The organism is Streptomyces sp. NPDC000594 (assembly GCF_040299965.1).
In the GTDB taxonomy this organism is placed as follows: Bacteria; Actinomycetota; Actinomycetes; order Streptomycetales; family Streptomycetaceae; genus Streptomyces.
This window is the reverse complement of the sequence record NZ_JBEPCY010000008.1, coordinates 207,099-220,189: the sequence shown is the minus strand read 5'-3', so window position 1 is coordinate 220,189 and position 13,091 is coordinate 207,099. Positions and strand designations below refer to the sequence as shown.

At 71.9% G+C, this 13,091-nt stretch carries 13 protein-coding genes; 8 read left to right on the top strand and 5 right to left on the bottom strand.

The window, feature by feature from the left end; all coding sequences use genetic code 11:
* Positions 1 to 254 precede the first annotated feature (254 nt).
* Complete coding sequence (locus ABT354_RS15050; protein ID WP_351493531.1) at positions 255 to 968, top strand: endonuclease/exonuclease/phosphatase family protein; 714 nt, start codon at positions 255 to 257, stop codon at positions 966 to 968.
* Positions 969 to 1,002: 34 nt separating this feature from the next.
* On the opposite strand, the gene ABT354_RS15045 is transcribed toward ABT354_RS15050, so the two are convergent.
* Together ABT354_RS15045 and ABT354_RS15040 are read right to left on the bottom strand one after the other, a co-directional pair.
* Positions 1,003 to 1,581 (bottom strand): hypothetical protein, encoded by a 579-nt coding sequence (locus tag ABT354_RS15045; RefSeq protein ID WP_351493529.1) that lies wholly within the window; start codon positions 1,579 to 1,581, stop codon positions 1,003 to 1,005.
* Entirely contained in the window at positions 1,574 to 2,353 is a 780-nt protein-coding gene (locus ABT354_RS15040) for an alpha/beta hydrolase (RefSeq protein ID WP_351493686.1), read from the bottom strand. Before ABT354_RS15040 ends, ABT354_RS15045 begins: the two co-directional genes overlap by 8 nt.
* 171 nt (positions 2,354 to 2,524) lie before the next feature.
* Between ABT354_RS15040 and ABT354_RS15035 the strand changes: the two genes are divergently transcribed.
* From ABT354_RS15035 to ABT354_RS15020, 4 genes are all read left to right on the top strand, one after another.
* Complete coding sequence (locus tag ABT354_RS15035; RefSeq protein ID WP_502983415.1) at positions 2,525 to 3,340, top strand: lysophospholipid acyltransferase family protein; 816 nt, start codon at positions 2,525 to 2,527, stop codon at positions 3,338 to 3,340.
* A gap of 77 nt (positions 3,341 to 3,417) precedes the next feature.
* Positions 3,418 to 4,614, top strand: coding sequence for a MacS family sensor histidine kinase (macS, locus tag ABT354_RS15030; protein ID WP_351493528.1), 1,197 nt, complete (start codon positions 3,418 to 3,420; stop codon positions 4,612 to 4,614).
* Between the two features lie 57 nt (positions 4,615 to 4,671).
* On the top strand, positions 4,672 to 5,376 hold the full coding sequence (locus ABT354_RS15025; protein WP_351493526.1) for a response regulator: 705 nt from the start codon (positions 4,672 to 4,674) through the stop codon (positions 5,374 to 5,376).
* A gap of 237 nt (positions 5,377 to 5,613) precedes the next feature.
* Entirely contained in the window at positions 5,614 to 6,642 is a 1,029-nt protein-coding gene (locus ABT354_RS15020) for a 6-phosphofructokinase (protein ID WP_351493524.1), read from the top strand.
* A 24-nt stretch (positions 6,643 to 6,666) separates the two neighbouring features.
* Here ABT354_RS15020 and ABT354_RS15015 read toward each other — a convergent pair whose 3' ends face one another.
* On the bottom strand, positions 6,667 to 8,667 hold the full coding sequence (locus tag ABT354_RS15015) for an anthranilate synthase family protein (protein ID WP_351493522.1): 2,001 nt from the start codon (positions 8,665 to 8,667) through the stop codon (positions 6,667 to 6,669).
* Positions 8,668 to 9,002: 335 nt separating this feature from the next.
* Between ABT354_RS15015 and ABT354_RS15010 the strand changes: the two genes are divergently transcribed.
* Together ABT354_RS15010 and ABT354_RS15005 are read left to right on the top strand one after the other, a co-directional pair.
* Positions 9,003 to 10,355 carry a class II 3-deoxy-7-phosphoheptulonate synthase gene (locus ABT354_RS15010; protein ID WP_351493521.1) on the top strand — a complete coding sequence of 451 codons (1,353 nt, stop codon included), beginning with the start codon at positions 9,003 to 9,005 and terminating at the stop codon, positions 10,353 to 10,355.
* Positions 10,356 to 10,527: 172 nt separating this feature from the next.
* Complete coding sequence (locus tag ABT354_RS15005) at positions 10,528 to 10,881, top strand: (2Fe-2S)-binding protein (protein WP_351493681.1); 354 nt, start codon at positions 10,528 to 10,530, stop codon at positions 10,879 to 10,881.
* A 52-nt stretch (positions 10,882 to 10,933) separates the two neighbouring features.
* Here the strand turns inward: ABT354_RS15005 and bfr are convergent, their stop codons facing one another.
* Positions 10,934 to 11,413: a bacterioferritin gene (gene bfr / locus ABT354_RS15000; RefSeq protein WP_351493519.1), complete on the bottom strand. Its 480-nt coding sequence runs from the start codon at positions 11,411 to 11,413 to the stop codon at positions 10,934 to 10,936.
* Positions 11,414 to 11,573: 160 nt separating this feature from the next.
* On the opposite strand from bfr, the gene ABT354_RS14995 reads away from it, so the two are divergent.
* Complete coding sequence (locus ABT354_RS14995; protein ID WP_351493517.1) at positions 11,574 to 12,206, top strand: sulfite oxidase-like oxidoreductase; 633 nt, start codon at positions 11,574 to 11,576, stop codon at positions 12,204 to 12,206.
* A 32-nt stretch (positions 12,207 to 12,238) separates the two neighbouring features.
* Here ABT354_RS14995 and ABT354_RS14990 read toward each other — a convergent pair whose 3' ends face one another.
* Positions 12,239 to 13,090, bottom strand: coding sequence for a deoxyribonuclease IV (locus ABT354_RS14990; RefSeq protein WP_351493515.1), 852 nt, complete (start codon positions 13,088 to 13,090; stop codon positions 12,239 to 12,241).
* Between the last annotated feature and the right edge of the window lies 1 nt (position 13,091).

Here is a 13,091-nt window from a genome sequence, read left to right as displayed (position 1 = left end):
CTGAAATTCGTGACCTCGGCCTTCCGTCAGGGCGAGCCCCGAACCCCGCGCCTCAATCGCCGGAGGGGCTGAAATTCGTGACCTCGGCCTTCCGTCAGGGCGAGCCCCGAACCCCGCGCCTCAATCGCCGGAGGGGCTGAAATTCGTGACCTCGGCCTTCCGTCGGGGCCAGCCCCGACCCCCGCGCCTCAAACGCCGGCGAGGCTGACTTTGCCGAGGCGGCGCGGGCCCACCGTGGAAAATAGGGTCACCGCATGGTCATCCGTGTGCTCGCGTACAACATCCGGTCCCTCCGGGACGACGACGCCGCCCTCGTCCGTGTCATCCGCGCCACCGCCCCCGACCTCCTCCTCGCCCAGGAGGCCCCCCGCTTCTTCCGCTGGCGCCGCCACGCCACCCGGCTCGCCGCCAGGACCGGGCTCGTCTACCTCGGCGGCGGCGCCCCCGCCACCGGGCCGCTGCTGCTCTGCTCGCCGCGCGCGCGGGTCGAGCGGACCGAGGACCTGCTGCTGCCGCCCACCCCCGGCCTGCACCGCAGGGGCCTCGCCACCGCCGTCGTCCGCTTCGGCGCCGTACGGCTCGGCGTGGTCAGCTTCCACCTCGGGCTGCGGAAGGCCGAGCGCCAGGCCCACGCGGGCCTGCTGCTCGACCGGATCGCCGCCCTGGACACCCCGTACGCCGTCGCCGCGGGCGATGTCAACGAGGACCCCTCGGGCCCCGCCTTCCGGCGGCTCGCCGCACGGCTGACGGACTGCCGGGTGGCCGCCCCGCAGGGGGGTGAGCACACCTTTCCCGCCGCTGACCCCCGCCGCCGTATCGACGCGGTGTTCGCGACCGCGGGCGTCGAGGTGCTGGGGTGCGGCGTCCCCGGGGAACTCCCCGGGGTCACCCCCGGGGATCTGCGCGCCGCCACCGACCATCTGCCGGTACTGGCCGTGCTCCGGCTCCCGGCCCCCGGCACCGCCTGAGCGACCGGGGCCCGGGTGCCCGGGGGCCAGGGGTTCAGACCACCGCGCCCCGCCCCGGGTCGTCGTTCTCCTCGTCGTCGCCGGACGACATCCGCGCCACCAGGGTGAGGAAGCCGCCCAGGAAGCCGCCGACACAGAGCGTCGTCAGCCACCAGGTCATGTCCCAGCGGAAGAGCACCGCGAGCAGCATCAGCACCGGCCCGCCGATCACCCCCAGCCAGGCGAACTTCGCGGTGGTGTCCGCCTCCGGCAGCGGCGGCGGCTCCGGCGGGACGAAGTGCCCCTCGTCGCTCGCGTCGAGATCGTCCTCGCGCGGCTCGGCGGGCTTGTAGTCCCGGGGCCCCGCACCGCCCACCCCCGGCGCGAAGGTGATCGAGCTGCCCAGCGCGGGCCGCTCGTCCTCCGGCTCCTCCGGCTTCTGGGGCCCCTTCGGCGGATCGGCCCGCTCCGCGGGCTCCTCCGTCTCCAGCCCGGCCATGGACTCCACCGACTTGAACGGTTTCGCCCCCGGCGGGTCCACGGGCTCCTGGCCGTACCCCGCGACGATGGCCGCCCAGGCGGCCTCCTCGTCGATGGGCTGCGGCTCTCTGTCGGCGTCGTGCTGCTCAGCCACCGGCGCTGCTCCCCTTCTCTGCGGCCTCGGGAGCGAACCGGCAGACGAAATCGTGGCTCTCCTGGAAAATCCGCTCCGCATCGTGATCCAACGTCGCGACGTGGTAGCTCTGTTCCAGGAGGATCTCGGTGACATCCGTGGAGGAGACCCGGCCGAGGATCCGCGCCGAGTCGACGGGCGGCACCACATGGTCCTGCGGGCTGTGCAGCAGCACCAGCGGCTGGGTGACCTGCGGCAGCTCCGCGTCGACCAGCCGCAGGAAGTTCCGCAGGGAGTGGGCGGCGTGCAGCGGGACCCGGTCGTATCCGACCTCGTACCCGCCCTCCTTGGCGATGTCGCTGGAGATGCCCGGCGTGGACGGCACCAGATGCCGGACCAGCGGGAGGAAGGGGGCGGCCGGTCCGTGCACCTTGTTCGCCGGGTTGACCAGGACGATGCCCGTGATCGCGTCCCCGTGCCGGGCGGCCAGCCGCAGGGTCAGCGCCCCGCCCATGGAGAGGCCGAAGACGAAGACCCGGGAGCAGCGGGCGCTCAGCTCGGTCAGCGCCCGGTCGACCTCCGCGTACCAGTCCTGCCAGCGGGTGAGCTGCATGTCCTGCCAGCGGGTGCCGTGCCCGGGGAGCAGCGGGAGGGAGACGGTCAGTCCCCGCTCCACCAGATAGTCGGCCCAGGGGCGCAGCGACTGCGGGGAACCGGTGAATCCATGACAGAGAAGGACGCCGACCTCTCCGCCGTCATGGCGGTAGGGCTCGGCTCCGGGAAGGACCGGCACCGGGATCTCCTGTTCTGTGGCGTGACGCGACGGGGAGGGGCGGGCGCGGGCGGGATCCACCTCACGGTACGCGACGGGGCTGACACCGGCCAGATCCGCACGGCCTTCGACGCGGAGAACCCCGGTCACCTCGGGATAAGGTCTGTTCGACAGCAATAGGAGGCATTCGAGTTGATCTACGGCGCAATGAAGCTCTCGATCGGGAGCGGCCTGAAGGTGGCCTTCAGGCCCTGGGTGGAGGGTCTGGAGAACATTCCCACCTCCGGGCCGGCGATCCTCGCGAGCAACCACCTCTCGTTCTCTGACTCGTTCTTCCTGCCGGCCGTGCTCGACCGCAAGGTCACCTTTGTCGCGAAGGCGGAGTACTTCACCTCGCCGGGGGTCAAGGGCAGACTCACCGCCGCCTTCTTCAAGGGCGTCGGCCAGCTCCCGGTGGACCGCTCGGGCGGCCGGGGGGCCGCCGAGGCGGCGATCAAGGCCGGTATCGAGGTGATCGAGGGCGGCGGCCTCTTCGGGATCTACCCCGAGGGCACCCGCTCCCCGGACGGCAGGCTCTACCGGGGCAAGCCCGGCGGCCTGGGGCGGGTGGCGCTGGCCACCGGCGCGCCGGTGATCCCGATCGCGATGATCGACACGGAGAAGATCCAGCCGCCGGGCAAGGTGATGCCCAAGCTGATGCGCCCGGGTATCCGGATCGGCAAGCCGCTGGACTTCACCCGCTACCAGGGCATGGAGGAGGACCGCTATATCCTCCGCTCGGTGACCGACGAGGTCATGTACGAGATCATGAAGCTCTCCGGCCAGGAGTACGTGGACATCTACGCCACGGTCGCCAAGCGGCAGATCGCCGACGCGGAGAAGGCGGAGAAGGCCGCGGCCAGGGCCGCCGAGAGGGACCGGAAGGCGGAGGCCGCGCAGGACACCGCGCCGGATGCCCGGAACAGCACGGACGCCCCGGACACCACCGAGGACCGTCCGGCCGCTTAGGGAAACCGGCCGCGCGGGTCTGCGCGTCGTACACACGGGGGGAAGGCGTGGGGAGAGGGCCCGGCCCTGAGCGGGTCATGAGGATGTCGGTCGAGCTGCCGCTGTGGCGCGCGCTCGCCGGGTACCGCGTACTGACCATGGTCTACGCGGTGCTGATCTTCCTCTACAACCGGGATCGGTACGAGCGTGCCTGGATCGCGGCCGTCTTTCTGACGCTGCTCGCCGTCTGGACGCTGGTCACCCTGCCCCGGGTGCTCGACGCGGCCCGCTGCACCAAGCGCTTCCTCGGGGCGGATCTGACCATCGCGCTCAGCGGGATACTGCTCACCGTCCTCGCGGACAAGCACGCCCAGCAGATCGACAGCCCCACCCTGCCGTCGATCTGGACGGCCGGTTCGGTGCTGGCGTTCGCGCTGCGCGGCGGCTGGCGCTGGGCGGCCGCAGCCTCGTCGCTGGTCGCCGCCGCCAATCTGGTCCAGCGCGGCCAGCCCAGCGGCGAGACCATCCACAATGTCCTGCTGGTGTGGATCGCCTCCATCGCCATCGGCTATGTGGTGGAGGTGGCCCGTGCCTCGGAGCGGACGCTCGCCCGCGCGCTGGAGATCGAGGCGGCGACCCGGGAGCGGGAGCGCCTCGCCCGGGACATCCATGACAGCGTGCTCCAGGTCCTGGCCATGGTCCAGCGGCGCGGTTCCGCGCTGGGCGGGGAGGCCGCGGAGCTGGGCCGGATGGCGGGGGAGCAGGAGATCGCCCTGCGGTCGCTGGTCTCCAGCGGGCTGGTGCCGGTGGACCCGGAGGCGGCGGGGGGCCCGCCGGACGGCGACCCCTCCGGCGGGGACGGCCCGCCCGCCGGGCCCCTGGATCTGCGGTCGCTGCTGACCCGGTACGCGGGGCCGAGGGTGACCCTCTCCGAGCCGGGCGCCCCGGTCGTCCTGGAGCCGTCCGCCGCCCGGGAGCTGGCCGCCGCCGTCGGCGCCGCGCTGGACAATGTGGAGCGGCACGCGGGGCCGGAGGCCAGGGCGTGGATCCTGGTGGAGGAGTGGCCGGACCAGGTGATCGTCACCGTCCGGGACGACGGCCCCGGGATCGCCGAGGGCCGGCTCGCCCAGGCGGAGGGGGAGGGGCGGCTGGGGGTCGCCCTCTCGATCCGCGGCCGGCTGCGGGAGCTGGGCGGCGCGGCCGAGGTGGTCTCGGTCCCCGGGCAGGGCACCGAGGTCGAACTGACGGTCCCGCGCGCCCCGGCCACCGGCCCGGCGGGGCGGGACGCACGATGACGGGGGACGCACGATGACGGGGGAGGAACAGTGACGACGGTGCGGGACGGAACGGATATGACGGAGACGGCGACGGACGGCGCACGGGCCGTGGTGAAGGTGATGGTCGTGGACGACCATCCGATGTGGCGGGACGCGGTCGCCCGGGATCTGGCGGCGGCGGGCTTCGCGGTGGTGGCGACGGCGGGCGACGGCCGCCAGGCGGTCCGCAGGGCCCGTGCCGCCGCCCCGGACGTCCTGGTCCTCGATCTCAATCTGCCGGAGCTGCCGGGGGTCCAGGTCTGCAAGGAGCTGGTGGGCTCGCTCCCCGGGATGCGGGTGCTGGTGCTCTCCGCCAGCGGTGAGCACGCCGATGTGCTGGAGGCGGTGAAGTCCGGCGCCACCGGCTATCTCCTCAAGTCGGCGAGTACGGAGGAACTGGTCGCCGCCGTCCGCCGCACCGCCGACGGGGACGCGGTCTTCACCCCGGGGCTCGCCGGGCTGGTGCTGGGGGAGTACCGCAGGCTCGCCGCCGAGCCCGTCGCCGAGCGGGGCACCGCCGACCCCGGGGCGCCCCGGCTCACCGACCGGGAGACCGAGGTGCTGCGGCTGGTGGCGAAGGGCCTCTCGTACAAGCAGATCGCCGACCGGCTGGTGATATCGCACCGCACCGTGCAGAACCACGTACAGAACACCCTCGGCAAGCTTCAGCTGCACAACCGGGTGGAGCTGGTGCGGTACGCGATCGAGCGCGGTCTCGACGATCCCGCCGACTCCCCCTGACCCCCCGAGGTGGGCGAACGCGCGTGCGTGACCTCACCCTCACGAGTGGTTCGGCGGAGGGCCCTCCGGTGCGCCCCGTGCCCGGGTACCCCCGGTGCGGGGCGGGTTCCGGCCGTCTCCGGCGGCGCAAAACGCTCGGTACGGGACAGAAATGGCCCTTTGTGGCCATCCCGTAGTGACGTGGATCACCATTAGCGTGGCGGTGTCCCAGGACCCATCAGGCGAAGGGAAGTATCCATGCGCGTCGGAGTGCTGACCGGTGGCGGCGACTGCCCCGGCCTCAACGCTGTCATCCGAGGGGTCGTCCGCAAGGGCGTCCAGGAGTACGCGTACGAGTTCATCGGCTACCGCGACGGGTGGCGGGGCCCCCTGGAGGGGGACACGGTCCCGCTCGCCATCCCGCAGGTCCGGGGCATCCTGCCCCGGGGCGGAACCATCCTCGGCTCCTCACGGACCAACCCCCTCAAGGCGGAGAACGGCGTCCGCCGGATCAAGGACAACCTCGCCAAGGACGAGGTGGACGCCTTGATCGTGGTCGGCGGCGAGGACACCCTCGGGGTCGCCGCCGAACTGCACGACACCTACGGCATCAACTGCGTCGGCGTTCCCAAGACCATCGACAACGATCTCTCCGCCACCGACTACACCTTTGGTTTCGACACCGCCGTCTCCATCGCCACCGAGGCCATCGACCGTCTCCACACCACCGCCGAGTCCCATATGCGGGTCCTGGTGGTGGAGGTGATGGGCCGCCACGCGGGGTGGATCGCCCTCCACTCCGGGCTCGCCGGCGGCGCCAATGTCATCCTCATCCCCGAACAGCGCTTCGATGTGGACCAGGTCTGCGCCTGGGTGACCTCGCGGTTCCAGGCGACCTACGCCCCGATCGTGGTGGTCGCCGAGGGGGCGATGCCCCAGGGCGGCGACGCGGTGCTCAAGGACGGCACCCTGGACTCCTTCGGCCATGTCCGGCTCTCCGGCATCGGTGAGTGGCTGTCCCAGCAGATCGAGCGCCGCACCGGGAAGGAGGCCCGGACCACCGTCCTCGGCCATGTGCAGCGCGGGGGCACCCCGACCGCCTTCGACCGCTGGCTCGCCACCCGCTTCGGGCTGCACGCCATCGACGCGGTCCGGGACGGGGACTTCGGCCGGATGGTCTCCCTCCAGGGGACCGATGTCGTCCGGGTCCCCATCGCCGACGCCACCGCCCGGCTGAAGACCGTCGACCCCGCGCTCTACGCCGAGGCGGGCGTCTTCTTCGGCTGATCCCGCGCCGGGGAGGACCCCGGCTCAGACCCGGGGCAGGACCGCCCCCGACAGCAGCTCGGCCACCAGCCGGGGGCCGTCCAGGGTCAGCACGGACTCGGGGTGGAACTGGACCGAGGCGAAGCCCGCCGCCCGCAGCGCGTGGACCTCGCCCGAGACCCGGTCCCGGGCCACCTCGATGCCCCGCTCCGCCAGCCGCCCGGCCGCCACCTCGTCGCAGCGCGCGCTGAAACTGTTGTAGAAGCCGACCGTCTCGACCCCGCCGAACAGCTCGATCCGCTCCTGCGCCCCCTGGTACGGAGCCGCCTTGCGGACCAGCGGAAGTCCCAGCTCCGCCGCGATCAGCTCATGGCCGAGACAGACCCCCAGCACCCCGTGGCGGTGCCCGTGCAGCAGTTCGGCGGTGAGCGGGCGCAGCAGCCGCATCTTCGGGTCGGCGGGGTCGGCGGGGTCCCCGGGGCCGGGCCCCAGCACCACCGGGCCGTCATGGCCGAGGGCGGCCTCCCGCAGCCCCGGCTCGTCGTACCGCCGCACCCGCACATCGAGCCCCGCCGAGCGCAGCAGATGGGCCAGCATCGCCGTGAAGGTGTCCTCGGCGTCGATCACCAGCGCCCGCCCGGTCGGCTCCGGCAGTCGCTCCTGGAGCCGGAGCCAGAACGGGGCGAGCGAGGACCGGCGGCCGTCGAGCGCGGCCCGTACCCGGGGATCGTCGGCGAGGCGTACGGGGCCGGCCGCCGGCCGGGGCCGGGCGGGGACCACGCCCAGCGCGGCCAGCACCCCCGCCGCCTTGGCATGGGTCTCGGCGACCTCCCCCGCCGGGTCGGAGTGGCGTACCAGCGTCGCCCCCACCGGCACCCGCAGCCCGCCCCCGGGGTCGATGTCGGCGGTACGGATCAGGATCGGCGAGTCCAGGCTCTGCGCACCGCTCGCGTCCCGGCCCAGCAGCGCCAGCGCGCCCGCGTAGTAGCCGCGCCCGCCTTTCTCGTGGCGCTCGATCACCCGGCAGGCGTTCTGCACCGGCGAGCCGGTGACGGTGGCCGCGAACATCGTCTCCCGCAGCACCTCCCGTACATCGAGCGAGCTGCGGCCCCGCAGCTCGTACTCGGTATGGGCGAGGTGCGCCATCTCCTTGAGCCGGGGGCCGACGACCACCCCGCCCAGATCGCCGACGGTGCACATCATCTTCAGCTCCTCGTCCACCACCATGGACAGCTCGTCCCGCTCCTTGGGATCGGCGAGGAAGCGGAGGAGCGTGTCGGCGTCGGGGCCGCCGGGCGGATAGCGGAAGGTGCCGCTGATCGGGTTCATGACCACCGTGCCGCCGGTCATCCGTACATGGACCTCGGGGCTGGCGCCGACGAGGGTGCGCTCGCCGGTGTGGACCACAAAGGTCCAGTACGCCCCCCGCTCGCCCGCCAGCAGCCGCCGGAAGAGGGCCAGCGCGTCCGCCCGTCCGAAGCCGGGGATCGAGCCCCGGTAGGTGCGGCGGATGACGAAGTTGGCGCCCTCGCCCTGCCCGATCTCGTCGGTGATCACCCGCTGGACGGTCCGCGCGTACTCCTCGTCGGGGACGTCGAAGGCGCCGTCGGTGACCTGGACGGGACGGTCCGGCAGGGCGTCGAGCAACGCGCCCAGCGGCAGGTCGAGGCACTCCTCGGCGGTCAGCGCGGCGAGCGGGGTTCCGTCGTCGCGTACCTCGAAGCCCCGCTCCCTGATCTGCCGGAACGGCACCAGGGCGAGGGTCGGGAGCGGGCCGACGGGCAGCTCGGCGAGGGTCTCGCAGACCCGGACCGGGCCGGTCAGCAGCTCGACGGTGTCGGGGGCACGGCCGGGGGTGCGCCGGTGGAGCAGGGCGAAGGGGCGGTCGTCGGCGAGCAGCCGCGCCACCACGGCGGCGGGGTCGGCCTCCGGGCCGGGGCCCACGGCGGCTGCCGGGCCGGCGGTGGTCTCCGCGGCGACGGGGTCGGACGGGGCGACGGGGTCGGACGGGGCGGTGCGGTGGGTGGTGGGGCCGGGCTGGTGCATCGGCGGTTCCTCCGGTTCGTTCCGGCTGCGGGAGTGCGAGGGTCCGCGGGGGGAACGGCCGGTTGTCCCGGGAAACACGGAAGGCCGCCCCTGGGGCGGCCTTCGCGATGCCTGTCGAGCGCGTGCTCGGTCAGTGGGCCGCCGGATCCGCGGTCCACCACCAGTATCGATTCGGCTGCTGCCGAACACCGAGCGTGAGCATGGCGGGAACCCTACCGCATCGCCGGGTCCCGTCCCCTGTCACAAGCCCGGCTCCCATCCAGGTGTCTCATCCATGTGTCTCATTTAATGGGCGGCCCCCGGATCACTCCCGCCGACCCCGTACTGTTGGCGGTGTGACCGTGAACGCTAAGACCACCGCTGCCGGTGGCAACACCTGGCGAGACCTGCCCGCGGCGCAGCAGCCCGAGTACCCCGATGCCGAGGCTCTGCGCGATGTGATCGCGGACCTCGAATCGTATCCGCCGCTCGTCTTCGCGGGCGAGTGCGACCAGCTGCGCGCCCGGATGGGAGCCGTCGCCAGGGGCGAGGCGTTCCTGCTCCAGGGCGGTGACTGTGCCGAGTCCTTCGACGCCGTCGGCGCCGATGACATCCGCGCCAAGCTGAAGACCCTGCTCCAGATGGGTGCGGTGCTCACCTACGCCGCCTCGGTGCCCGTGGTGAAGGTCGGCCGTATCGCCGGCCAGTACTCCAAGCCGCGCTCCAAGCCCACCGAGACCCGGGACGGGGTGACCCTGCCCACCTACCGGGGCGACTCCGTCAACGGCTTCGCCTTCACCGAGGAGGCCCGGATCCCGGACCCCGAGCGGCTGAAGCGGATGTACAACGCCTCCGCGGCGACGCTCAACCTGGTCCGTGCCTTCACCACCGGTGGGTACGCCGATCTGCGCCAGGTCCATGCCTGGAACCAGGACTTCGTGAAGTCCTCCCCCTCCGGCCAGCGGTACGAGCAGCTCGCCCGCGAGATCGACAACGCGCTGAACTTCATGGAGGCGTGCGGCACCGACCCGGCGGAGTTCCGTACCGTCGAGTTCTACGCCTCCCACGAGGCGCTGCTGCTGGACTACGAGTCGGCGCTCACCCGGGTCGACTCGCGCACCGGGCAGCTGTACGACGTCTCCGGGCACATGGTCTGGATCGGTGAGCGGACCCGCCAGCTCGACGGGGCGCACATCGAGTTCGCCTCGAAGATCCGCAACCCCATCGGGATCAAGCTCGGCCCCACGACCACCGTGGACGAGGCCCTGACCTACATCGACCGGCTGGACCCGGACCGGGAGCCCGGCCGGCTGACCTTCGTCGTCCGGATGGGCGCGGACAAGGTCCGCGACCACCTTCCGGAGCTGGTGGAGAAGGTCACCGCCTCCGGTGCCACCGTGGCCTGGGTGACCGACCCGATGCACGGCAACACCTTCGAGGCGGCCTCGGGCCACAAGACCCGCCGCTTCGACGATGTGCTCGACGAGGTCAAGGGCTTCTTCGAGGTCCACAAGGCGCTCGGCACCCACCCCGGTGGCATCCATGTCGAGCTGACCGGTGACGATGTCACCGAGTGCGTGGGCGGCGGCGACGAGATCTTCGTGGACGACCTGCACCAGCGGTACGAGACGGCCTGCGACCCCCGGCTCAACCGCAGCCAGTCGCTGGACCTGGCCTTCCTGGTGGCGGAGATGTACCGCGACCAGTGAGTTCCTGAACGACCGGGTGGGGCGTGGATCGATGTGATCCGCGCCCCACCTGTCTTTTGTCCGCTTTGATGGATCTTGGTAGCCGGGTAAGGTTAGGTTTGCCTCACCGATTGACGGGAATGACCGGTTGACGGGACGGCGTGTCCGACAGTCCCCCCGGGAGGTGAGCCGCGTGTACGTCTGCTCCTGCTTCGGTATCACGGAGCAGCAGGTGAAGGAGCACGCGGCGGCCGGTGCCTGCACCCCCCGCCAGATCGCCTCCGCCTCCAAGGCGGGCACGGACTGCGGCTCCTGTGTCCGGAGGATCCAGTCACTGCTGGGCCGGGGCAGCTGCCCCCGCCGTGAGCTGGCCGATCAGGGCAGGCCCGCGCTGACGGCGGCGGTGCCGGGGGTTCCCGGTGTGCCGGCCGTGACGGGTGCTTCCGGCGCGGCGGGCGTCCCGGGTGTTCCGAGCGTCCCGGGTGTGCCGGGTATTCCGGGCGTCCCGGGTCTCCCGGGTGTGCCCTCGCTCGGCCGGGCGGCCTGACCCCGGGGATCCCCCGGGAGCCACGCGGGGCCTTGACCCGCTGGGGTGGCGCTCAGCTGCTCGGCTGTTCGATCTGCTGGGACAGATAGAGCGGCTCGCCGAGGGACGCGATCAGCTCCAGCTGGGTGTCGAGGTAGTCGATGTGATGCTCCTCGTCCTCCAGGATCGCCTCGAAGATGTTCGCCGAGGTGATGTCCCCCTTGGCCCGCATGACCTCGATCCCGCGCTTCAGCCGGTCGATCGCCTCGACCTCGACCTGGCGGTCCGCCTGGAACATCTCGGTCACCGTCTGGCCCACCCGTACATGGAACAGCCGCTGGTAATTGGGGAGTCCGTCCAGGAAGAGGATCCGCTCGGTGAGCACATCCGCGTGCTTCATCTCGTCAATGGATTCCGCGCGGGTGTAGGCGGCCAATTTTGACCAGCCCTTGTTCTCCTGGATGCGGTAGTGGAGCCAGTACTGATTGATCGCGGTCAGCTCGCCGGTCAGCTGCTCATTGAGGAACTCGATGACCTCGGGGTCGCCCTGCATCGCGGATGCTCCTTCCACGGGTCGGCCTAGCGGTCGGACAGGTGCGCGCATCCTCGCACCGCCGTTGGAAGCCGTCCAGTAAGTGCCTCCTTAGTAGGAGTTGCCCGAATCCGCCCAGACCTGGTCATGACCACCCCTCCCGGTCTGTCACCATGGATGCATGGGTCAGGCGGAGAGCCGGGGTCACCGCGTACCAGAGGAGTCCGCGCTCCCCCCGGGACAGCGAGTGCAGCGTGGCTGGCCCGTCACCCACTACGGTCCGGTCCCCAAGTTCCGGCCGGAACGCTGGGAATTCCGTGTCTTCGGCGCCACCGCGGACGGTGAGAAGCACTGCTGGAACCATGAGGAGTTCTCGGCGCTCCCGTTCTCCACGGTCGTGGCCGATCTGCACTGTGTGACGAAGTTCAGCATGCTGGGGGCCGAATGGGGCGGCGTCCCCGCCCGGACGGTCGCCGCGCTGGCACCCCCGTCCGAGCAGGTCACCCATGTGATGGTCTGGGCGGAGTACGGCTACAGCGCCAATCTGCCGCTGGCGGACTTCCTGGGCGAGCGCACCGTCTTCGCCACCCACAAGGACGGTGAGCTGCTCACCGCCGAGCACGGCTTCCCGCTGCGGCTGATCGTGCCGACCCGGTACGCCTGGAAGGGGCCCAAATGGGTCCGGGGTGTCGAGTACATGACGGCGGACCGCCGGGGCTTCTGGGAGGAGCGGGGCTACCACAATCTGGGTGACCCCTGGAGTGAGCAGCGCTACTCCTACCAGGAGGAACCGGGCGACGGCCCGGAGCTGTAGGAGTCCCCTCCCGGTCCGCCCTCCCGGTCCGCTCAGTCCCGCAGGCTCTTCAGCAGGGCCACATCGGCTGCGTGCCCCTCCGGACCCCCGGGGGTCTCGATGATCAGTGGCACCCCCTCGGTCTCCGGGTGCCGCATCAGCTCGGCGAAGGGCTCCACGCCTATATGACCGGCGCCGATATTGGCGTGCCGGTCCCGGCGCGCCCCGGCCGGCTCCTGGGAGTCATTGGCGTGGATCAGCTTGAGCCGCCCCGTGCCCACCGTCCGGGCCAGCAGATCGAGCGCCCCCCGCGCCCCGTCGGGCGCCGCCAGATCGTCCCCGGCCGCATGGACATGGCAGGTGTCCAGACAGACCCCGAGCATCGGATGGGACTCCAGCACCTCGAAGTACGGACCCAGATCCGCCACCCGGGAGCAGAGCGAGGCACCCTGTCCGGCCGTCGGCTCCAGCAGCAGAAACGGATCGTCGTCCCGGGTCAGCTCGTCCAGCAGCGGCAGCATCAGCTCCCGTGCCTGGGCCAGCGCCACCTCGCGCGCCCGGCCCCCGGTCGCCGAACCGGTGTGCACCACCACACCCCGGGCGCCGATCTCCCGCCCCCGCCGCAGCGAATGGCGCATCGACTCCACCGAGCGCTCGGCGGTCGCCTCCGTGTGCGAGCCGAAGTTGATCAGATACGGGGCGTGCACCCAGGCCGAGACACCCGACTCGGCGCATCCGGAACGGAACGCCTCGTCCTGGGCCGGGTTGCCCGGGGGCGTCGCCCAGCCGCGCGGATTGGCCACGAAGACCTGGACCGCCTCCGCCTTCAGCTCCTGGGCGTATCCCAGGCCGATCCTGGCGAGTCCGCCCGCCACGGGTACATGTCCGCCGACGGGGTTGCGCATG

Coding starts and splice junctions, on each gene's coding strand:
- ABT354_RS15050 (WP_351493531.1), top strand. CDS start 255: ATGGTCATCCGTGTGCTCGCGTACAACATCCGGTCCCTCCGGGACGAC.
- macS (WP_351493528.1), top strand. CDS start 3,418: ATGAGGATGTCGGTCGAGCTGCCGCTGTGGCGCGCGCTCGCCGGGTAC.
- ABT354_RS15025 (WP_351493526.1), top strand. CDS start 4,672: ATGACGGAGACGGCGACGGACGGCGCACGGGCCGTGGTGAAGGTGATG.
- ABT354_RS15020 (WP_351493524.1), top strand. CDS start 5,614: ATGCGCGTCGGAGTGCTGACCGGTGGCGGCGACTGCCCCGGCCTCAAC.
- ABT354_RS15015 (WP_351493522.1), bottom strand. CDS start 8,667: ATGCACCAGCCCGGCCCCACCACCCACCGCACCGCCCCGTCCGACCCC.
- bfr (WP_351493519.1), bottom strand. CDS start 11,413: ATGCAGGGCGACCCCGAGGTCATCGAGTTCCTCAATGAGCAGCTGACC.
- ABT354_RS14995 (WP_351493517.1), top strand. CDS start 11,574: ATGGGTCAGGCGGAGAGCCGGGGTCACCGCGTACCAGAGGAGTCCGCG.
- ABT354_RS14990 (WP_351493515.1), bottom strand. CDS start 13,090: ATGCGCAACCCCGTCGGCGGACATGTACCCGTGGCGGGCGGACTCGCC.